At 49.6% G+C, this 20,148-nt stretch carries 19 protein-coding genes; 8 read left to right on the top strand and 11 right to left on the bottom strand.

From position 1 onward, the window contains the following. The first annotated feature begins 146 nt into the window (after positions 1 to 146). From ACIDE9_RS13565 to ACIDE9_RS13535, 7 genes are all read left to right on the top strand, one after another. A complete protein-coding gene (locus ACIDE9_RS13565; protein WP_411995223.1) occupies positions 147 to 908 on the top strand; it encodes a WecB/TagA/CpsF family glycosyltransferase in 762 nt (253 codons plus the stop codon). Between the two features lie 46 nt (positions 909 to 954). Further along, positions 955 to 2,121, top strand: a complete 1,167-nt coding sequence (locus ACIDE9_RS13560) for a nucleotide sugar dehydrogenase (RefSeq protein ID WP_411995222.1) — start codon at positions 955 to 957, stop codon at positions 2,119 to 2,121. 18 nt (positions 2,122 to 2,139) lie between these two features. Beyond that, positions 2,140 to 3,114 (top strand): UDP-glucose 4-epimerase GalE, encoded by a 975-nt coding sequence (gene galE / locus ACIDE9_RS13555; RefSeq protein WP_194741999.1) that lies wholly within the window; start codon positions 2,140 to 2,142, stop codon positions 3,112 to 3,114. Positions 3,115 to 3,147: 33 nt separating this feature from the next. Next, positions 3,148 to 4,560: a mannose-1-phosphate guanylyltransferase/mannose-6-phosphate isomerase gene (locus ACIDE9_RS13550; protein ID WP_411995221.1), complete on the top strand. Its 1,413-nt coding sequence runs from the start codon at positions 3,148 to 3,150 to the stop codon at positions 4,558 to 4,560. Then, positions 4,547 to 5,992, top strand: a complete 1,446-nt coding sequence (locus ACIDE9_RS13545) for a phosphomannomutase (RefSeq protein WP_411995220.1) — start codon at positions 4,547 to 4,549, stop codon at positions 5,990 to 5,992. The genes ACIDE9_RS13550 and ACIDE9_RS13545 overlap by 14 nt, the downstream gene beginning before the upstream one ends. Positions 5,993 to 6,333: 341 nt before the next feature. Further along, positions 6,334 to 6,822 carry a hypothetical protein gene (locus tag ACIDE9_RS13540; RefSeq protein ID WP_411995219.1) on the top strand — a complete coding sequence of 163 codons (489 nt, stop codon included), beginning with the start codon at positions 6,334 to 6,336 and terminating at the stop codon, positions 6,820 to 6,822. A gap of 36 nt (positions 6,823 to 6,858) precedes the next feature. Next, positions 6,859 to 7,374 carry a PEP-CTERM sorting domain-containing protein gene (locus ACIDE9_RS13535; protein ID WP_411995218.1) on the top strand — a complete coding sequence of 172 codons (516 nt, stop codon included), beginning with the start codon at positions 6,859 to 6,861 and terminating at the stop codon, positions 7,372 to 7,374. 71 nt (positions 7,375 to 7,445) lie between these two features. On the opposite strand, the gene dapC is transcribed toward ACIDE9_RS13535, so the two are convergent. Further along, positions 7,446 to 8,636, bottom strand: coding sequence for a succinyldiaminopimelate transaminase (gene dapC, locus ACIDE9_RS13530; protein WP_411995217.1), 1,191 nt, complete (start codon positions 8,634 to 8,636; stop codon positions 7,446 to 7,448). 15 nt (positions 8,637 to 8,651) lie between these two features. Between dapC and ACIDE9_RS13525 the strand changes: the two genes are divergently transcribed. Then, complete coding sequence (locus ACIDE9_RS13525) at positions 8,652 to 9,563, top strand: DMT family transporter (protein WP_411995216.1); 912 nt, start codon at positions 8,652 to 8,654, stop codon at positions 9,561 to 9,563. Here ACIDE9_RS13525 and ACIDE9_RS13520 read toward each other — a convergent pair. Genes ACIDE9_RS13520 through ACIDE9_RS13475 form a run of 10 tightly spaced genes read right to left on the bottom strand, consistent with a single transcriptional unit; the run spans position 9,560 to position 20,120 of the window. Then, positions 9,560 to 11,347, bottom strand: a complete 1,788-nt coding sequence (locus ACIDE9_RS13520; protein ID WP_411995215.1) for a tetratricopeptide repeat protein — start codon at positions 11,345 to 11,347, stop codon at positions 9,560 to 9,562. The two genes, ACIDE9_RS13525 and ACIDE9_RS13520, sit on opposite strands and share 4 nt — an antisense overlap. Beyond that, entirely contained in the window at positions 11,344 to 13,308 is a 1,965-nt protein-coding gene (gene mnmC, locus ACIDE9_RS13515; RefSeq protein WP_411995214.1) for a bifunctional tRNA (5-methylaminomethyl-2-thiouridine)(34)-methyltransferase MnmD/FAD-dependent 5-carboxymethylaminomethyl-2-thiouridine(34) oxidoreductase MnmC, read from the bottom strand. Before mnmC ends, ACIDE9_RS13520 begins: the two co-directional genes overlap by 4 nt. Positions 13,309 to 13,343: 35 nt before the next feature. Beyond that, a complete protein-coding gene (locus tag ACIDE9_RS13510; RefSeq protein WP_411995213.1) occupies positions 13,344 to 14,630 on the bottom strand; it encodes a class I SAM-dependent methyltransferase in 1,287 nt (428 codons plus the stop codon). A 2-nt stretch (positions 14,631 to 14,632) separates the two neighbouring features. Further along, positions 14,633 to 15,415 carry a DUF1365 domain-containing protein gene (locus ACIDE9_RS13505; protein WP_411995212.1) on the bottom strand — a complete coding sequence of 261 codons (783 nt, stop codon included), beginning with the start codon at positions 15,413 to 15,415 and terminating at the stop codon, positions 14,633 to 14,635. Next, positions 15,412 to 16,659 (bottom strand): NAD(P)/FAD-dependent oxidoreductase, encoded by a 1,248-nt coding sequence (locus tag ACIDE9_RS13500; protein ID WP_411995259.1) that lies wholly within the window; start codon positions 16,657 to 16,659, stop codon positions 15,412 to 15,414. The genes ACIDE9_RS13505 and ACIDE9_RS13500 overlap by 4 nt, the downstream gene beginning before the upstream one ends. A 9-nt stretch (positions 16,660 to 16,668) precedes the next feature. Further along, the gene (locus ACIDE9_RS13495) at positions 16,669 to 17,610 is read right to left on the bottom strand and encodes an acyl-CoA desaturase (RefSeq protein ID WP_411995211.1); all 942 of its coding nucleotides are present in this window, start codon (positions 17,608 to 17,610) and stop codon (positions 16,669 to 16,671) included. A gap of 42 nt (positions 17,611 to 17,652) precedes the next feature. Then, positions 17,653 to 18,159, bottom strand: coding sequence for a lipocalin family protein (locus tag ACIDE9_RS13490; RefSeq protein ID WP_411995210.1), 507 nt, complete (start codon positions 18,157 to 18,159; stop codon positions 17,653 to 17,655). 38 nt (positions 18,160 to 18,197) lie between these two features. Next, entirely contained in the window at positions 18,198 to 18,833 is a 636-nt protein-coding gene (locus ACIDE9_RS13485) for a DUF6134 family protein (RefSeq protein WP_411995209.1), read from the bottom strand. Then, a complete protein-coding gene (locus ACIDE9_RS13480) occupies positions 18,826 to 19,602 on the bottom strand; it encodes a DUF1295 domain-containing protein (protein ID WP_411995208.1) in 777 nt (258 codons plus the stop codon). The genes ACIDE9_RS13485 and ACIDE9_RS13480 overlap by 8 nt, the downstream gene beginning before the upstream one ends. Beyond that, positions 19,599 to 20,120 (bottom strand): DUF2878 domain-containing protein, encoded by a 522-nt coding sequence (locus ACIDE9_RS13475; RefSeq protein WP_411995207.1) that lies wholly within the window; start codon positions 20,118 to 20,120, stop codon positions 19,599 to 19,601. The genes ACIDE9_RS13480 and ACIDE9_RS13475 overlap by 4 nt, the downstream gene beginning before the upstream one ends. Positions 20,121 to 20,148: the final 28 nt, after the last annotated feature.

Below are 20,148 nucleotides of genomic sequence, written 5' to 3'. Positions count from 1 at the left end.
TATATCGCATAATCCGTATGGGTTATACCATATCACACAGGTTCTTTTTTTATTCACGTGCGACTGAAAAAATAATCATAAATTTTTACGTAATCCTACGTAATTGTTCACCAACATAATTAACCGTGTCGAGTCTCAGGCTGTTTATGTCAAATACCATAGAAATGTTTGGAATCACCATTCACAAGTTCTCGATGAATGGCGCTATTGATGTGTTACAGGAGTGGCTGCAGTTTGGAGACAACGACTGTAAATATGTCGTAACCCCTAACGTCGACCACGTTGTGCTGCTTGAAAAAAATCCCGCGTTTAAACAGGCTTATGACCATGCTGCCATGGTAGTTGCAGACGGCCGCCCAGTAGTGCTGGCCTCCAGAATTCTGGGAAAAGCACTGCCTGAAACGGTTCCTGGCAGTGACCTTGTCCCGAATATTTTTGAACGCTTTCAACAGCAGCAACTACCCTTGAGAATTTACCTGCTCGGTGCCATGCCCGGCGTTGGTGAGGTGGCTGCCGCTAACATAAAAGCAACTTGGCCGATGGTCGAAGTGGTCGGGATTTTGAGCCCGGATTTCGGCTTTGAAAAAGATCCAGCCTATTGTGATCGTATCTGCCAATCTGTTGCAGAGGCTAAAGCAGACTTACTGGTGATTGGCCTGGGCGCACCCAAGCAAGAGATTTGGGTAGAAAAACATGCACACAAGCTCCCCGTTAAAGTAGCACTCTGCGTAGGTGCCACCATTGACTTTCTGGCTGGCAATAAACCAAGAGCGCCAATGTGGATGCGCAAGACTGGCCTCGAATGGCTGCACAGAATGTGCTCCGAGCCCAAACGCCTGGTCAAAAGATATGCAGTAGATGCCATTATTTTCCCCCGGCTGTTTATCCGTGAGTGGATGAAAAAATAACGGTGTCACAAAAAGAATTTAGTTTAGAAATATTGAAGGAGCCACTGTGAAAATTGCAATTGCGGGTACTGGTTATGTAGGGTTGTCGTTGGCCGTTTTATTGGCTCAAAAAAATGAAGTGGTTGCGCTAGACATTGTGCCGGAGAAGGTTGCACTGCTGAATCAGAAAAAGTCACCGATTGTTGACCGTGAGATTGAAGATTTTTTAGCAAATAAGCAGCTAAACTTTAAAGCGACTACCGATAAAAACGAGGCTTATAAAAATGCTGAGTTTGTGGTGATTGCGACCCCAACAGACTACGATGCTGAGACTAATTACTTCAACACGAAGTCCGTAGAAGCGGTGATTAAAGATGTGATGGCAATCAACCCAGATGCGGTGATGGTCATTAAATCCACCATTCCCGTGGGCTATACGGAAAAAATCCGCGCTGAACTCAATTGCAACAACCTGATTTTTTCGCCTGAGTTTTTACGCGAAGGCAAAGCGCTTTACGATAACTTGTATCCATCGCGGATTGTAGTGGGTGAGGTGTCAGACCGTGCGCAAAAATTTGCCAATTTGCTCAAAGACAATTGCCTGAAGCCAGATGCAGCTATTTTATTAACCAATAGCTCAGAGGCTGAAGCGATCAAGCTGTTTGCCAATACCTTCCTGGCCATGCGTGTCGCTTATTTTAATGAGCTGGACACTTATGCTGAGACACACGGCCTGAATACCCGCCAGATTATTGAAGGCGTGTGTATGGATCCACGCATTGGCAATCACTACAACAACCCATCCTTTGGTTATGGCGGTTACTGCTTGCCTAAAGACACCAAACAGTTGCTGGCCAACTATTCACAAGTGCCGCAAAACCTGATCAACGCTATTGTGGAGGCCAATACCACTCGCAAAGACTTTGTCGCCGATAGCATTATCAAGAAAAAACCGAAAGTGGTTGGTATTTATCGTTTGATTATGAAGGCTGGTTCTGACAACTTCAGGGCATCCTCCATTCAGGGCATTATGAAACGGATTAAAGGCAAAGGCATCGAGGTGGTGGTGTATGAACCGGTGCTGGAAGAGTCCGAGTTTTTCCACTCTAAAGTCATTAAAGATCTTGACCAGTTCAAGCAGATGTCGGATGTCATTATTGCTAACAGGCAAGCCAAGGAATTGGCTGATGTTGTAGGCAAAGTATATACCCGTGACCTGTTTGGCAGCGATTAATCATTTCTGGATAGAACTATGCGTGTGTTAGTGGTTGGCGGGGCAGGTTATATTGGCTCCCATATGGTAAAAATGTTGCTGGGTGCAGGCCATGAGGTCATCACGCTGGATAATTTATCCAGTGGCCATCGGGATGCGGTACTGGGCGGTACGTTTGTTGAAGGCGACCTGGCAGATACGCAGGGCTTGCATCAGGTATTTGAACAGTATCAGCCTGAAGCAGTGATGCACTTTGCCTCTTATATCCAGGTAGGCGAATCTGTGCGCAAGCCGGACATTTATTACCGCAATAATGTCACTAACACTTTGAACCTGCTGGATGTCATGCTCGAGTTTGAGGTGAAGAAGTTTATTTTTTCCTCGACTGCCGCAGTGTTTGGTGAACCTGATTACGTGCCGATTGATGAAGCTCATCCTAATCGCCCATTAAATCCTTATGGGCGCTCAAAGTGGATGATTGAACAAGTGCTGGCTGACTATGACAAAGCGTTCGATTTACGCTCAGTCTGCTTGCGTTATTTTAATGCAGCAGGCGCTGATCCTGAAGGGCAGCTGGGTGAGCGCCATGATCCGGAAACACACCTGATTCCATTAATCTTGCAAGCCGCCTCCGGACGCCGTGACAATATTCAGGTATTTGGCCGCGATTATGATACGCCAGATGGCACCTGCATTCGCGACTACATCCACATTGTCGATTTGTGTTCTGCCCACCTGGCCGCGCTGGAGTATTTAACCAAAGGCGGTAGCAGTGACCGCTTTAACTTGGGCAACGGCTCAGGATTCTCGGTGCAGGAGGTGATTGATGCTGTTCAGAAAGTGTCAGGAAAGCAGGTGACTGTGATTAACGGTCCGCGACGCGAGGGCGATCCGGCTCGACTGGTAGCAGATGCCAAGCGTGCAAGAAGCATTTTGGCTTGGCAACCGACCTATACCGCATTGGATACCATCGTCTCACATGCCTGGCAGTGGGAACGCAAACAGTCAAATTAACGCATTCAAAATACAGCTATAAGGTTGATAAAGATGAAAATTGTTCCAGTGATTCTTTCTGGTGGTTCCGGGACGCGATTGTGGCCATTGTCCCGCGCAGTGTTGCCTAAGCAGCTCTTGCCATTGGTCAGCGAAAACACCATGCTACAAGAGACATTATTGCGTTTATCCAGTTGGGCTGAAATTGAGCCTCCGATTGTTGTTTGTGGTAACGTCCACCGCTTTTTGGTCGCGGAGCAACTGCGTCAGGTTAATTTAAACCCTGAAGCGATTGTACTGGAGCCCGTGGCACGTAACACGGCACCAGCCATCGCTGCAGCAGCCATTGCTTTAAAAGATAAAGATGTCTTGATGCTGGTATTGCCTGCCGACCATGTGATTACCGATGTGGTGGCCTTTGAAGCCGCCGTGCGCCGTGCCAGCGTTGCTGCCGAGCAGGGCAAACTGGTGACGTTTGGTATTGAGCCGACGCAGCCTGAAACGGGGTATGGCTACATTCAGTCCGGCAATGCCCTGGCTACTGCGGATGGCTGTTTTGAGGTGGCGCGCTTTGTAGAAAAACCAGATGCTGTCACCGCACAGCAATATCTGGACGCTGGCAACTTCAACTGGAATAGCGGTATGTTTTTGTTTAAACCAACTGTATTCCTGGCCGAGTTACAACAATACGCTCCTGCCATGGTGAGCGCTGTGACTCAAGCGGTTGAGCAAAGCTACAAGGATCTTGATTTTGTGCGGTTGCACGAAGCTTCATTTGCTGAATCACCTTCAGATTCGATTGACTACGCAGTAATGGAAAAAACCAAGTTGGCGGCGGTTGTCCCGGCAAGCATGGGTTGGAATGATGTCGGCTCTTGGACTGCCTTAAAAGACGTACAGCCCAATGATGCGTCTGGTAACGCAATACGTGGCGATGTGTTTCTTAAAAATGTGACGAATACGCTAATACGCGCTGAACACAGATTTGTCGCAGCTGTTGGCGTGGAGGACTTGCTGATTGTAGAAACCGGAGATGCTGTGCTGGTTGCGCATCGGGACTGTGCGCAGGATGTGAAAAATATTGTCGACCACCTTAAGGCCAGTGGCCGTACTGAGCATCAAATGCATCCACGCGTTTATCGCCCATGGGGCTGGTACGAAGGCATTGATGTTGGCGAGCGCTTCCAGGTGAAGCGGATTATGGTCAAACCTGGTGAGAAACTGTCGCTGCAAATGCACCATCATCGCGCCGAGCACTGGGTGGTCGTGAGCGGGTCAGCCATGATTACCGTCGATGGCCAGACCAAGCTGTTCACCGAAAATGAATCGACCTACATCCCGATTGGCTCCACGCATCGCTTGGAAAACCCAGGCAAATTACCATTGCATTTGATTGAAGTGCAATCTGGCAGCTATCTGGGCGAAGATGATATTGTCCGTTATGAAGATACCTATGGCCGCAACTAAGATGCAAGGTACTGATGTGTTACAAGCAGTGATGCAGCAAAGCGGTGTGGCCTTTGGCACCAGTGGTGCCAGAGGATTGGTGACTGCCATGACAGACGGAGTGTGTGCAGCTTACACGCAAGCATTTATCCAGACACTCAAGCAGTCTTTTAACTTTAAGCAGGTGGCGATTGCCATTGACTTGCGTCCTAGCAGCCCGAATATTGCTGTCGCTTGTGCCAATATGCTTGAACAACTCGGCCTGGAAGTCATTTTTTGCGGGGCGATTCCCACTCCGGCGCTTGCCTTGTTTGCGCAGATGCAACAAATCCCAGGCATCATGGTGACCGGCAGCCACATTCCATTTGACCGTAATGGCCTCAAGTTCTACCGTCCTGACGGTGAAATCAGCAAGGCCGACGAAAGCGCGATGCTGGTATGTGAGTTGCAGCCATTTGCCGGGATATTATCTGCGTTGCCTGCAGAAAATCCTGTGGCCAGAAATGCGTATATCCAGCGCTATAAAGACTTGCTGGGCGAGGGCGCACTCGCGGGCCAAAAACTGGCAGTGTACCAACACTCCAGCGTTGGCCGTGATTTGATGCCACAACTGCTGGGAGAATTGGGCGCCGAAGTCATTTGCCTAGAGCGCTCGGATACCTTTGTCCCAATTGATACAGAAGCCGTTTCTGCAGAGGATATGCAAAAGGGACTGAACTGGGCCAAGGAATATTCTGTAGACGCGATTATCTCAACCGATGGTGATGGCGACCGGCCATTAATGAGCGATGAAAAAGGGCAGTGGTTACGCGGTGATATTGTGGGGTTGCTGACAGCTCAGGCACTCAACATCACGCATCTGGCGGTGCCTGTCAGTTGTAACACGGCCATCGAGGCCAGTGGCGCATTTAAGCAAGTCACACGCACACGTATAGGTTCGCCTTATGTAATTGCTGGCATGGAAACGTTGCAAGAAAACGGCGCCAGCAGCGTGGCCGGTTTTGAAGCTAACGGTGGCTTCTTGTTAGGCTCAACCGTGCCGGCCTACCCAACATTGGCGCCACTGCCAACCCGTGATGCAGTATTGCCTGTGGTCTGTCTGCTGGCACAATCAAAACGCCAAAACCAACCGCTTTCTGCGTTGGTGGCCTCATTGCCGCAACGGTATACGGCTAGTGATCGCCTGCAAAATTTTGCAACAGCAAAAAGTAAGGCCTTGCTTGAAAACTGGTCCAGTTCAGCACAACAAATGTTGCAAGCACTGAATCTGGATGAAACGGTTTCCAGTATTGACGCCACGGATGGCCTTAGAGTGACCTGTCAGTCAGGCAACATCGTTCATTTACGCCCGTCTGGTAATGCACCTGAGTTACGGTGTTATGCCGAAAGCGACTCCGTGATCGCGGCGCAAGCGTTGGTAAACAAGGTATTACAGCAACTCGCATCGCTATAAAGCACTTCACATGTCAGAAATATCGGCATATTTGTCATATTTCTGACAAATTCTTTTGCTACTTTTTGTAAAGGCGCTGTAAAATACAGTGCATTGAAATGGTGCATTACAAGCATCAGGTTCCGAAAAGTGGTGCAAAGCAAACACATCGCCACATCACTTAAATGGTTATCACATAAATATATAAATAAAATCATGTGGTTACGATTGCTTACACACTTGGCCTCATTTTTGCTTATTAATCAATAACAAGAAAAAATGATTGGCCAATATGGGCTATATAAATAAGCCCGACGACATAATAAGATGGCTAATAATTAACTGTACCGAGGAGAAATACCATGTTTATGCATTGGTTGAAAAAAATATCAATCGTTTCTGCAGCTTTGTTTGCATTTGCTGGCCATGCCAACGCCACCAGCCTCACTTTAAGCTATGGCACCACGGATTACCTGGCGACTGTTAACCGCGATGCTGGTGTCGATGATACCTTCACCTTCAGCGATATCTATGACCTGGATATGCAAGTGGCAGGTAAATTGTCTTTCCTGATTACAGAAATTGAAGATGCCTCATACAACATCATCAATGACACCTTTAGCTATGGTCTCTATGATGTGGACAACAATTTGGTGACTACGCCATCCATCCTGACCCCAGGCCTGTACCAGTTACGTGTGACTGGCTCAGCAGATGGTTTTAGTGGCGGTCAATATTATTTAAGCTTTAATGTGAGTACTCCAGTGCCAGAACCAGATTTGGGTCTGTTGATGCTGGTTGGCCTGACCATGATGGGTCTGGTGTCATTGCGTAAATCACATTCAGCCTAATTAAAGGTTTATTGTTTTTTTAATTGAGGAGAGGGTATGAAAGTATCTAATATTTTGGGATCTATGGCGTTGGTGTCCGCCATCAGTTTCTCCCAGCAGGCGTTTGCAACAACAAACGTAACTGACTTGGGTGACCTGAATGCAGGTCCAGTCGTCGAGCAATCATTGCTGCAAGTTGGCGCATTCTGGTTGCCTGATGTTTACACGTTTGACCTGAGCTCTGACTCTACAGTCACTGTAGACTTTAAAGCCTTGTTAGGCATTGGCGTTGGCTCTAGTTTTAGCCTGTATGATTCAACTAGTACACTGATTACTTCGTATAGCATTCCAGCTTTGACGTTTGGCTCAACAACGACGTTTACGTTTGTTGACCTGATGGCTGGCAATGACTACCAGTTTAAATTTAACCCTGGTGCATTGAATGTGACCTTGTCAAACAAACTGACATTTACTGCACACGAAACCGTGCCAGTACCAGAACCAGAAAGCAACGCTTTGATGCTGGTTGGTTTAGGTATCATTGGTTTGATCGCTCGCAGAAAATTTGCTTAATTTTTGCTTGCAACAAAAAAGCCGGTTTGCATTTGCAACCGGCTTTTTTGTTTTTAACGCAAACGCATGCGCTACTTAAGGTAGCCTTTAATCCTTTGCGCGGCGGCAATGGTTTCGTCTGTCGACGCCACCAACGCCATGCGAATAAAGCCCTTGCCAGGGTTAAGGCCATGCGCCTCACGTGCCAGGAAAGAGCCTGGCAACACTGTGATATTTAATTCCTGATATAGCTGCCGGGCAACGGCTGTATCGTCTTGTTGCGTATTAATCCATAGATAGAACGCGGCATCTGCCAATTGTGTGTGTGGCCATACCTGTTGCAACAAGGGCGTCACAGCGCTGAATTTTTCACTGTATAACGCACGATTATGAATCACATGCGTCTCATCATTCCAGGCGACGACACTGGCTGCCTGCACGGCCGGGTTCATGGCGCAGCCATGATAGGTGCGATACAAGGCAAACTTTTCAACAATATCAGCATCGCCCGCGACAAAACCCGAGCGCATGCCTGGTACGTTTGATCGCTTGGACAGCGAGCTGAACATGACGACACGGCTAAAGTCGCGCCCAAGCTGATGCGCAGCCTGCAAGGCACCTACTGGTGGGTTATTTTCATCAAAATAGATTTCTGAGTAACACTCATCCGACGCAATGACAAACCCATATTGGTCAGACAGTTCAAACAGGGTTTTCCAAGCCTGGATATCCATGACCTTGCCGGACGGGTTACCCGGGCTGCATACAAACACTAGTTGTGTACGCTTGAGGATATCCACCGGCACTTGTGTCAGGTCCATGACAAAGTCGTTGTCTGGCGTGGTGTTGATAAAGTAGGGTTGCGCACCGGCCAAAAAGGCGGCACCTTCATAAATCTGGTAAAACGGGTTAGGCGAAATCACGACTGGTTGCTGGGTAACACTGGTATCGACCACCGCTTGCGCAAATGCAAACAAGGCTTCTCGACTGCCATTGACCGGAAGAATCGCTTTATCGATATTGAGTGCCGGTATGCTATAGCGACGTTGCAACCACTGATTAATCGCTTCACGCAAGGCTGGTATGCCGATTGTGGTAGGATAACTGGCCAATCCCCCCAGGTTGCTGGCGAGTGCGCCACTAATGATACTCGGTGTGGCGTGTTTAGGCTCACCAATCGACAGGTTGACAGGGCTAAACGCCGGATTAGGCGTCAGGCCTTGAAACAGATCGCGCAAGCGTTGAAAAGGATAAGGCTGGAGTAGGTTTAAATTTGGATTCATAGGTGTGTATTATAAGTGAGCCTGTCACATAAACAAAAAGCTTCCGGGCAAAAATATACGGCCTCAGCAGCATTGATCTATGGTGCGTTGTGCTGGGGTGTTATCTGGTATCCCTACCGCCTGCTCAACGATATCGGCTTGTCTGGTGTGCAGTCCAGTTTATTGAGTTATAGCCTGGCGTTGTTGATAGGTGGCATGCTGTTCTGGCGACGCTTCACATGCATCCTGCAAGTCCCGGCCTCTGCCTATTGGTTGAGCCTGATTGCAGGCTGGACCAACCTGGCCTATGTGCTGGCGATTATTGACGGTGAAGTCATGCGGGTAATGCTGCTATTTTACTTGTCGCCACTGTGGACCTTGTTACTGGCGAGAGTTTGGCTGCATGAGCCCTGGCATCAACCGCAGCTGCTGGCCATTGCATTATCACTACTGGGCGCCGTTTTAATGCTAACCAACGGACAATGGATGTGGCCCTGGCCGCAATCCACCTCGGACTGGCTGGCACTCTCTGCAGGGATTGGTTTCTCTTTAACCAATGTCATGACCCGCTTTTCCACACATTTGACGATTGCAGCTAAAGGCATGCTGGTGTGGCTGGGCGTCTTTGGCTTATCCCTATTGGTATTATTCTGGCAATCTGGCATCGCTGGCCTTGCATTTATGACGGCATCACTCTTCACTTCACAAGTGGCTATCACGCTATTGGTGATTGCCTTATTGTTGGTTTCAGCGACCTTGCTAGTGCAATATGGCGTGACTAAAATTCCGGCGATTCAGGCATCCGTCTTGTTTATGACTGAGTTGATTGTTGCAGCGGTTGCAGCCTATTTTCTGGCGCACGAAACAATGTCAGCGATGGAAATGATAGGCGGCTGTTGCATTATTGCCGCAGGCATATTATCTGTCAGTGTCGGCGAGTCTGACTAAGCGCGAGACAGCAATTGCCGATAAACCTGCTCCAGTTGCAGGCAGAATGTGTGCGGCTCAAACAGCACACCAGCCTGGCTTTTCACTTTAGACTTGAGCAATGCCAGTGCGCTTGCATCATGCGCCAAAGTGATAGCGCGCTGTTCAAGCGTCGCCCAGTCGGCACAAATGCATTCATCCAGCCCGATATGTTTGAGCAAACTGGCACTTACCCTGGCCGGGAACGTGTCGCCAGCCAGCGTAAGCAGGGGAATCCCTTGCCATAAAGCATCACTAGCGGTGGTATGCGCGTTATAAGGCGCAGTATCCAGCATCAGGTCGGCATGTTGCTGCCTGGCAATATGCTGCGCAATGTTGGTGCGTGGCGCAAACACCAATCGATTGGCAGTAATGCCAGCGGCTTGCGCCTGCTGTTGCAGATGCCGTGTGGCCCACTGGTTACATTGCAATAGCCACAAAACACCATCTGGCACTTGCTGCAGAATACGCATCCAGCCAGTAAACACATCCGGTGTGATTTTAAAACTCTGGTTCAAGCAACAAAACACAAAACCCTGTGCAGGCAAGCCATGCTGTTCGCGTGTACCAGCCTCAGCCATGGGGCGTTGTGCATTGTTTGCCTGATAGCATGGCAATACCACGGGCTGCTCGGCCAACGCCACGGCGTTCAAGGTGTTATCTACAATAATGGCATCAAATAATGGCCTGCCATTCACCAGGCCCATACTGCCGGGATAGCCCAGCCAATTAATGTGGATGCGGGCAGGGCGGTAGGCGGCGACGCCGCTACGGCTATTTTGCGTATAGCCCGTTAAATCAACCAGGACATCTATCCCCATGCGCTGCATATGTGAAGCGACTGCAGCGTCTGCCATGCTGGTGATATCTACCCAATGATTGGCTGCGGCAAACAAGGCGAGACGCTCATCTGAGTGGTCGTCTTTGCTGTTGCTATATAAAAATACTTCAAACTGGTATGGATCATGCGCAGCAATCACATCCGTGACTAAATAAGCCAGTGGGTGACGGCGGAAATCAGAAGACAGGTAGGCGACTTTGATGCGCTGCTGATTGACTGTTTGGCTAGCCTGTGGAGAAGCTGCCAGGGGCTGGATATGGCCATAATGCAACTGCGCCCAATTGCTTGCGCATGCCAGTTGCTCTGTCGCCGTGGTACCCGGCATCGCCAAAAACGCAAAAGGCGGAATCTGCGCCTGGGGATTGTGCGTTAATGCAGCACGCACCTCGGCAATGGCAGTATCCAGCCCTTGCCAGTCTGCCATATGTTGTTTTTGATGAATCCAGTGCACTTTGGCATGTAGCAGGTGAGGATCCAGCTTGATCGCCTGTGCATACGCCGCTACGGCTAAATCCAGCTGGCCTTGTTCACGGTAAGCATTGCCCAGGTTGTTGTGACACTCGGCATCGTCAGGTGCCAGAGCCAGAGCATGCTTGTAATGTTGAATCGCCAGGGCATTGTCACCCAGCTTGCGCAGGCTATTCGCCAGGTTAAAATGTACATCGGCCTGTTGCACATCTTGTGCCAAGGATTGCCTGAAATATTGCGCAGCGGCAGCCTCATTCCCGCGCAAACTGGCGACGTTGCCGAGTTGCATCAATATTTGCGGATGATCCGGCGCCCACCGTAGCGCCTGAAGAAATGCCTGTTCTGCATCCTCAGCTTGCTTAAGTGTCAGGTAGTGTCGCCCCAGTTCATAATACAGCTCAGGGTCTTGTGGCGTGCGCACCAATTGCTGCTTTAACTGCTGAATGCTGTCATTCATGCTGGTGCCTGATCATTGAAGGGGTTGAGCAATGACTTCCAACCCAGTTGCTTGAATAAATGACGCTGTGGGTGCAATCCATACCAGAAGCTGTCTTCTGTCAGTTGCGGCAATCTGGCGCCAAAGTCGCTTAACAAGCGCCTGGCCAGCATGGCAGCACAATAAGGCGCTGTCATCAGGCCTTTGCTGCCATGCGCGACATGCACATATAAACCTTGCGGCGCAGGTAATGCTGCAAAATCGCTAATAGCCGCCTCTTGTGCATTCAACGTTGCTGTCGGCAGCACAGGCCCGACATAAGGCAAATAGTCCGGTGAACCGCACCTGGACGATGCGCGCGCATAAGTCACGTCTGCGGCGCTGACATGATCAAAATGCGGACTTAACTTGCCCACCATGTCGAGATTACTCAAGTTATCCTGCTCGCGCACCTCGGTGCTACAATCACCCGGGGCAAAAGTAGCCCCCATCGCATGTTGACCTTTAAACAAGGGCGTCAAATAACCATCGCCACATAACACGACCTTGAGGGCCTGCATAGATGGTTGCCCGGCAATCATGCCCATCTGGCCGCGCACCGGATTCAGCCACATGCCACTATCAGGCAATAGCTTGGCCGCGTCTGCCGCATTGCAGACAATCACAGCATCAAAGTATTCATTGATTGCTCCAGCCTGATGACTCAGCTGCCAACCTCGTTTTTGTAGAGACAATTGACGAATATCCTGCTGCAGATGCAGCGTAATATTGGCATGGTCCATCATTCGCGCACAGGCTGTGGCTGGATTCACCCAGGCACCCGCAGCAAAGTACAGGCAATCATGCGTCAGACTAACCCCAGCCTGCACGCTGGCCTGGGCCGCATCGAGTTGTTGCAACAAGCCTAATGCTGCATAGCGGCTGGCCACTTTTTGTACCCGCTTATGCTCGCGCGGGTTACTCCCCAGCTGTAACAAACCACAGACTTGAAAAGCCTCTTCACCCAAATTAAGACTGGCATAATGCCGCACACTAAAACTATAGCTGCGCCATGCCAATTGATCATTTTGTGGTTTTTCGGCATTCAGCCTGGGGTAGAGCATGCCTCGGGGATTGCCAGAGGCGCCATTGGCAATCTGCGCGGCACGTTCAAACACATGCACCTCGCAGCCTAAACCGGCTAACTGCCAGGCGGTACTAGATCCAGCAATACCGGCCCCAATAATCGCCACTTTAGGCAATGCTGCAGCGGACTGTTCGGATAGCGGCCATGCGCCGCATAACATTTCACGTTTTTTGCCAAATCCGCGTGTTTTTTCAACCTGAAAGCCAACCGCTTGCAAACCACGCTTGACCAGTCCTGCACTGGTAAACGTGGCAAATGTGGTCCCGGCATGGGCGCATCTGGCCATACATTCAAATAAATAAGGCTGCCACATTTGAGGGTTTTTCGCCGGGGCAAATCCATCCAAAAACCAGGCGTCAGCCTGCAGTTGTAGCTGCGGTAATATCTGCTGGCTATCGCCGATATGCAAGGTCAAACTGGCAGAGAATGCAGGTAGTTCCAGCTGATTAATGCCTGGTTGCAGCAAATGATATTGCTGGCATAAAGCCTGGCTCATGGCAGCGAGCTCTGGGAAATGTGCATGCGCCATCTGCAGGTCTTGCAAGGTAAATGGCGCAATTTCAATACTGACAAAGTGTAAATGGGCTGAGGCAGGGGCCGTTTGTTGCCACAATTGCAAGGCTGCCAAGAAGTTGAGGCCACTGCCAAAACCGGTTTCAACAATCACAAAATGGCTGGGGCGGTCGGTCGGCAATTGCTGCCATCTTGCCTGTAACTGGTTGTGTTGCAGAAAGACATGACGCGTTTCAGCCAGCCCATGCTGTGGGTGATCCGGGTTGACTGAGAAATAAACATCATCGAACTGTGTGGAGTAGGGCAAACCGTTGCGCCACTCTAAAACTGCATGCGTGCTCATGCACGCAAGTTTACCATGCCTGCACTTTTGCGGTGCTAGACTCGGATTAACGCACGGTAGCCGGGCTTGGCCATTAACAGATGCACATCACCCAGCGCACACTCGGCAAATCCGCCCTCACAATAACTTAAATAAAAATCCCACATGCGAATAAACACTTCGCTATAGCCCAATTTTCTCACTGCTTCTATATGGGCAAAAAAATTCTCCCGCCAGTGGCGCAAGGTAGTGGCGTAGTGCAGGCCGATATCCTGCAAATCCACCAATCGCAAATCGCTGCTACGGGTCATACTGGCCAGCATGGCAGTATTGGAGGGGATGTTAGAGCCCGGGAAAATATAACGCTGGATAAAGTCTACCGAACGAATCGCACTGTCATAACGCTGGTCGGCAATAGTGATGGCCTGAATCAAAGCCACGCCATCAGGCTTTAGCAGTTGGCTGACCTTACTAAAATAAGTATCGTAATACTGGTGCCCGACCGCTTCTATCATCTCAATCGAAACCAGCTTGTCATACTGCCCTTGCAATTGCCGGTAATCTTGCTTGAGTAGCGTAATCTGCGCCTGTAAGCCCTCAGCGGCAATGTGTGCTTTTGCCAACACATATTGTTGCTCAGAAATGGTCGTGGTGGTGACTCTGCATCCATAGTGTTTGGCCGCATAAATAGCAAACCCGCCCCAGCCAGTGCCTATTTCAAGCACATGATCATGAGCGGTCAGTTGCAACTTGTCGCAAATGACCTGTAACTTACGTGCTGACGCTGCTTGCAGTGTCGTCGCCTCTGTATCAAAAATCGCCGACGAATACATCATGCTCGGATCCAGAAACAGCTTGAACAAATCGTTACCCAGGTCATAATGCGCCGCAATATTTTTTTGGCTTCCAGCTTCGCTATTACTATTCAGCCAATGAAACAGCTTGAGTAGCGGTTTGCTCAGCCACTGATAGCCGCCCTCCAACTTATCAGTCACCGCTTGATTCAGTACCATCAAGCGAATGACATTGGTGAGTGAATCCGCCTGCCAGTAACCCAGCATATAAGCCTCACCGGCGCCAATACTGCCACCGAAGGCAATTTCACCATAAAAGCGTGAATCCAAAATGGTGATGGTTGCGACAGGTGCTTGTGTCGATGCTTGACCAAACACATATTTCTCAATGCCATCAATCACCGTGAGTTGGCCCAGTTTCAAGCTGGCCAGACGTTTGAGCACTTGCGATTTGGCCAATGTGGCTACCCATCTGGCACGGCTTTTAGATTTGAGCGGTGCAGTCAGTGTATCCATGATGATGGGAGTCGAAGAAAGTTCAGACTTCATGGTCAGTCTCCAAAACGGGAATGCTGGTCAGGGTGTGAATAAAAAGGCGTTCTTTTAAGCCATAGGCGTAGTGCTTGCCAGTAGATCGCCACAATGACTTTCAGGGTCATCCATGGATAACTGAACAACAGCCTGTTCAACGTGCTGGCTTGCCAGGGCTGGCGTTGCAGTTTTAATGTGGCATAAAACATGGCCTGCGCTTGCTGCCAACTTTGCATATGGACACTGAGCGTCGCATCAGGCGGTGAAAACTGCCATTGATATTGAATATCCATAGGCATAAAAGGCGACACATGAAAGCTTTTTTGTAGTTTAAATAACAGTGACCGGTCTTGCTTCACATCATGCACATACGCAAATTGCGCTTTCCACGGTGTATTGGTGATATGACTGACAATTGCCTGTAATTCACCAGCCTGATCGTGGCAGTAATAAAAACTGACCGGGTTAAAGCAAATGCCCCAATAACGGCCATGGGTGAGCAAACCTATGCGCCCTAAAGGTCGTTGGCCGGTGTGTTGCTCTACCAGGTCACGCACACAAAGATCCAGTGGTTTGTCAGTGGCGCCTAAATAATCCTCACGTCTAAAGTAAGCTAAGTTCGGTTTAAGATATGACCATAATCGATTGTTTTCAAACAATAATGGCAACTCTTCCAAATCCAGGTAAAGCATGAATAAGCGGTATTTAAAGCCATGCAGCCTGGGCTGCAAACGCTGATGGCTGACCCATCCGGTGTAGATGGCGCTATGCGTTACTCGTTGAGGCATGCCTGGGGCAGTCATCGCATTGCCACCTTGAAATGATCAATGGCAGCCAATGCACTGACGACGCCGTCTTCATGAAATCCGTTGCGCCAATAGGCACCGGCGTAGCCTGTGCGGTTGTGGCCGCTGATATCGGCATGTCTGGCCTGCGCACGTGCGCCTTGCAGAGTATAAAGCGGATGCCGATAATGCAATTTTTTAATGATTTTGGCCGGATCAATCGCATCGGTATAGTTGAGTGTGACCAGTAAAGGCTCAGCGGATTGTATGCCTTGCAGAATATTCATATTGTAGGTGACTTGTACCTTGCCACTCGGGCTCGGCGTAACATGGTAATTCCACGCCGCCCAGGCAAGCTTGCGCTTGGGCATCAAACGCGCATCGGTATGCAGATACACCGTATTATCCTGGTAAGGAATCGCGGCCAGGATGTCAGACTCGGCAGCAGTCGCCTCCACGCCCAGAATACGCAGGGCTTCATCGCTATGGCAGGCAAAAAACACATAGTCAAACGTGAGCGACTGGCCGTTTTTGGTGTTTAGCGTCACGCCTTGTGCATGCCGCTGCACTGACGCCACTGGACAATTGAGCTCGATGCGATCACGGTAACCAGCCGTTAGCTTTTGCAGATAGGCCGCAGAACCGCCAACGATGGTCCGCCATTGGGGCCGCTGTTCTATAGTGAGCATGCCATGGTGGTGAAAAAACCGCACAAAAAAGCGCGCAGGAAATTGCAGCATTTGCTCGGCATCGGTAGACCAGATAGCTGCACCCATAGGGATAATGTAATCGCGGATAAATTGCCGGGAATATCCATGCTGTTGCAAATATTCGCCGAGCGCGATTTCTGTCCCAGGGGCTAACAGGCTGAGAGACTGTTTGTTAAAGCGCAGGATATCGCGCACCATGCGGTAAAACGCCGGGGAGAGTAAATTTCGCCGCTGCGCAAACAGGCTGTTAAACGTGGTGCCATTGTACTCAAGACCGGTTAACTCGTTACGCACGCTGAAACTCATGCTGCTATCACGCCAGGCAACGCCAGCTTCACGCAGCAGGTGTTCAAATTGCGGGTAGGTTTTATCATTGAAAACAATAAAACCGGTGTCTACTGCATGGGTTTCGCCACCAACTTCTACCTGGTGGGTATGCGTATGTCCGCCAATATAGTCATTGGCTTCAAACAGGGTAATCTGGTGCTGTTGATGCAAATGGTAGGCAAGGGTGTTACCAGCAATGCCGCCACCGATGATTGCGATATTCAACCCCATGGATTAAGGCCTTTCTACCGCACGTTGATCACGCACGTCGACCGGCACTTGCTTGAGGTTCCAGATGAGTCCCATGGCCTCCAGCACCTTTAAGCCATAGTAGGTGAAATCAATCTCCCACCAATAAAACCCCTGTTTGGCTGAGCCCGGAAAATGGTGGTGATTGTTATGCCAGCCTTCGCCCAGAGTGAAAATAGCGATCAGCAAATTGTTGCGGCTGTGGTCACGTGTGGCATAACGACGGCTGCCCCAGACATGGGCCAGCGAGTTGACGCAAAATGTGGCGTGATACAAAGCAATCGTAGACACGACAAATCCCCACACCAATAGCTGCCAGCCATTTGTCTGCAATCCAGGCGCATACTGACTGAGCAGCTCGCCCAGGCCAAATAAGCCAAATGCCAGCGCAATAGGGACCAGGCTATCAAAACGATCCAGCCAGCAGAGCTCTTTGAATCGAGTCAACTCACGGACACGATCCACCTGTGTTTTAAAGTTGGCATGACTTAAAAACCAGCCCAGGTGGCTCCATAAAAAGCCATGCTGGTGAGGGGAGTGTATATCTTGCGGCTGATCGGCATGTACATGGTGGCTGCGATGATGTGCCGCCCACCACAACGGGCCTCGCTGCACGGCCATCGCACCAATTAATGCAAACAAAAATTGTGCAATGCGCGAAGTTTGAAAGGTTTTGTGCGCAAAATAACGATGATAAAACCCCGTCACGGCAAACATGCGCACCACATACATCAACAAAGCAAACATGACGGCAAATGGGCTCCAACCGACCCATAACAGAGCAAGCAAGGCAATATGCAGCGCGACAAAAGGCAATACCCGCCACCAGTCTATGCTCTCAGCATTGGCATATGCCGGGGGCTGGTATTGCTGATTATCCAGCCAGCCTATCAGCCGCCAGAGCAGGCCATGCGTTCTCTGTTGCATCGTGATACCTCTCTCCAAAGTCTCATGCGTATTATTGTTGGTTTATTTTGTATGGGAATCTTGCTGCGGAAAAACGCGCAATTTGCGCACGTCATAGCCCATCGCCTCAATCCTTGAAACCAGATTGGTGTAAGTTTCCTTGTCCAGGTGTGGCATGCGCGACATCAGCCAGACATAGTCGCGCTTATTTCTGGCAATAATGGTGTGCTGGTAATCGTCACTCAGGTAGGCGATTAAATATTCAGACTTGAATGGCCATAAAAACTGCATCCGCCATTCAGCATTACCGCTATCAGGCACCACATAGCCTGTCGGATGATAGGTTTTAACTGGTCCGTCAAAGCTGCTTTGGCGAAAACTGAAGGTGGTCGCAATACTGCCATCCGCATTTTTTTCATATCGTTCATGCGGGCTGTAGGGATCCTTTTCGATCAATGTAGGAATCGCTGCGATCACATACCAGTCACCCATAAAGCGATCCAGATCCACCTGGTGCACCGTTTTGATCGGCGGCAGGTTTTGACAGGCACTTAATCCCAATAGCATCATGATACAAATCACTTTAACTAAAATATTCATCATATTGATTAAATGAGTTTATAAACAATTTTATATCCTTCTGGCGTGACCGATTCCAGTCCCACCCATTCTTGTTTCTGGTCATACCACAAGGTAATTTTCAGCTTGTCTTTTCCTTCAAACCTGCCTTGCAAATAATATTGGTGAGCACTGATAGCTTGCCCTTTGACGGTCATATTTTTAAACCCCTGATCTGTCACCGTGATATCCAGATACTCTGCATTTTGCGGATTGAGCAAGCGCGTTTGCTTGAGAATTTCCGGATTCCAGTAAGCAAATGTCATCACGCAGCCAGGCAGGAATTGCTTACGGCTATTGTTCTCCACCACGAACTGCGCATCCTGCTGCTGACCTGTGACGTCGGTGCGCGCTTTATTTTCTTCGGTATGGGCGCTGAGTTTTTTCAGGCATGGACCTTGCCAGGTTTCATCGGCTTGGTGCTGGTAGCGATAAGCATTGATAAACAACACTTTCACTTTAAAGTCTGCCCGGCTTTGCAGTTGGTTTTGGTCTAAGCTAAAACGGTGTGTGCCGATCTGCTGTTGATCGAGCCAGACAGCAAATGACCATTCTTGTGCTTGCACCATCTGACTGCACAACACGCTATAGGCTAAGGCCAAGCTTAGCGTTATGCGTTTAATCATGGTCAGCCCGCTTGCTTTTTGGTAAACCAGGGATAAACGCATTGGTCGTTGCTACATATTCGCGGTAACCTGGCCTACGCCTGTGTATGGTCTGCTCCATCAAATACACACCACTGAATTTGAGCAGTAAAAAAGTCATTAAAACGGGCGAAAACCAAATAAAGACATTTCCATCCGTTGCGGCTAGCAAAGCAAATCCCCACCAGATGAGGGCCTCACCAAAATAGTTGGGATGTCTGCTATATCGCCATAAACCATGATTCATCACGGCGGCATCATGCTCGGGCTGTGCTCGAAACTGCATGAGCTGCCAGTCGGCAACCACCTCCCAGTAAAACCCGATTACAAATAAAGATAAACCTGCATAATCCAGCCATTGCAGCGGTGTATGGCTACTGACAGCGCTGTAGACAGGATAGGAAATCAACCAGGCCAATACTCCCTGGAAAGCAAAAATAATATAAACACTCTTAAAAACGAAAAAGGGCTCGTTGTTGATGCGTATCGTTTCGTAGCGATGGTCCTCTTTTCCACAGTTGCGCCAGGTGAGAAAAATACTCAGGCGCAGCGCCCACAATGTCACTGCAGTGATTACCAGCGCGGCGCGCAGTGACAGGTCGTAAGTGAATATCGCTGTCACGTAAGCCGTGATCGCCATAAACAAACTCCACATACTATCGACATGGCTGTAGTGACGGGTGGCAAAGCTCAATAACCATCCGCAGAGCGCGAACGTCAGGATAGCGATCAGGGCGTAGTAGTAAATCATGGCAGGGCGATACCCATATGTTGATTAAATCGGCGGCGTATCAACAGCATCAGCGGCAAGGCCACCGCCCATTCAATGGCGATCAAAACCAAGCTTACCGTGGAGTACAGTCGCACTGCACCCAGTTTTTCGGCAGCCAAATAGGCAACAGGACCAAAAATTGCACCCAAAACGGCTGCCATAAACAAGTGTTGTTGCATCCAGCGCATGCTGAGATTCAGTGTATTCGCAAACGCCAACCACAATGCCATCATCCAAAGGGGCAGCACGGCAGCATGCGCTAGCGGCAATTGATGATGAAACTTGATCCAGCCAGCCATCAGCATGGTTTGATCAAGAATGCAGCCTGTCGTGGCAGCAAGCAGGGTGGGCACAACTTGCTGCCAACCTTCGAGCCAGTGTAATTGAGCGGCTGAAATTAAAGCCACCAACAGTAGCACGAGCCCGCCAACAGGGGAGGTTGCGGATAACACACAGACCCACCATAACAACTGAAAGCCCAGAAAATTAAGGATCATCCACTTTTGCGTTGGCATATCGAGTGTT

The organism is Methylophilus sp. 'Pure River' (genome assembly GCF_046765995.1).
Classification (GTDB): domain Bacteria; phylum Pseudomonadota; class Gammaproteobacteria; order Burkholderiales; family Methylophilaceae; genus Methylophilus.
The sequence above is the reverse complement of the archived record's forward strand: the minus strand, read 5'-3'. Positions and strand labels throughout refer to the sequence as shown.

Excerpts from the sequence above, each read along its gene's own strand:
- ACIDE9_RS13565 (WP_411995223.1), top strand. The coding sequence starts at position 147 with ATGTCAAATACCATAGAAATGTTTGGAATCACCATTCACAAGTTCTCG.
- galE (WP_194741999.1), top strand. The coding sequence starts at position 2,140 with ATGCGTGTGTTAGTGGTTGGCGGGGCAGGTTATATTGGCTCCCATATG.
- ACIDE9_RS13550 (WP_411995221.1), top strand. The coding sequence starts at position 3,148 with ATGAAAATTGTTCCAGTGATTCTTTCTGGTGGTTCCGGGACGCGATTG.
- ACIDE9_RS13545 (WP_411995220.1), top strand. The coding sequence starts at position 4,547 with ATGGCCGCAACTAAGATGCAAGGTACTGATGTGTTACAAGCAGTGATG.
- ACIDE9_RS13540 (WP_411995219.1), top strand. The coding sequence starts at position 6,334 with ATGTTTATGCATTGGTTGAAAAAAATATCAATCGTTTCTGCAGCTTTG.
- ACIDE9_RS13535 (WP_411995218.1), top strand. The coding sequence starts at position 6,859 with ATGAAAGTATCTAATATTTTGGGATCTATGGCGTTGGTGTCCGCCATC.
- dapC (WP_411995217.1), bottom strand. The coding sequence starts at position 8,636 with ATGAATCCAAATTTAAACCTACTCCAGCCTTATCCTTTTCAACGCTTG.
- ACIDE9_RS13520 (WP_411995215.1), bottom strand. The coding sequence starts at position 11,347 with ATGAATGACAGCATTCAGCAGTTAAAGCAGCAATTGGTGCGCACGCCA.
- mnmC (WP_411995214.1), bottom strand. The coding sequence starts at position 13,308 with ATGAGCACGCATGCAGTTTTAGAGTGGCGCAACGGTTTGCCCTACTCC.
- ACIDE9_RS13510 (WP_411995213.1), bottom strand. The coding sequence starts at position 14,630 with ATGAAGTCTGAACTTTCTTCGACTCCCATCATCATGGATACACTGACT.
- ACIDE9_RS13505 (WP_411995212.1), bottom strand. The coding sequence starts at position 15,415 with ATGACTGCCCCAGGCATGCCTCAACGAGTAACGCATAGCGCCATCTAC.
- ACIDE9_RS13495 (WP_411995211.1), bottom strand. The coding sequence starts at position 17,610 with ATGCAACAGAGAACGCATGGCCTGCTCTGGCGGCTGATAGGCTGGCTG.
- ACIDE9_RS13490 (WP_411995210.1), bottom strand. The coding sequence starts at position 18,159 with ATGATGCTATTGGGATTAAGTGCCTGTCAAAACCTGCCGCCGATCAAA.
- ACIDE9_RS13485 (WP_411995209.1), bottom strand. The coding sequence starts at position 18,833 with ATGATTAAACGCATAACGCTAAGCTTGGCCTTAGCCTATAGCGTGTTG.
- ACIDE9_RS13480 (WP_411995208.1), bottom strand. The coding sequence starts at position 19,602 with ATGATTTACTACTACGCCCTGATCGCTATCCTGACGTTCGCGCTCTGC.
- ACIDE9_RS13475 (WP_411995207.1), bottom strand. The coding sequence starts at position 20,120 with ATGATCCTTAATTTTCTGGGCTTTCAGTTGTTATGGTGGGTCTGTGTG.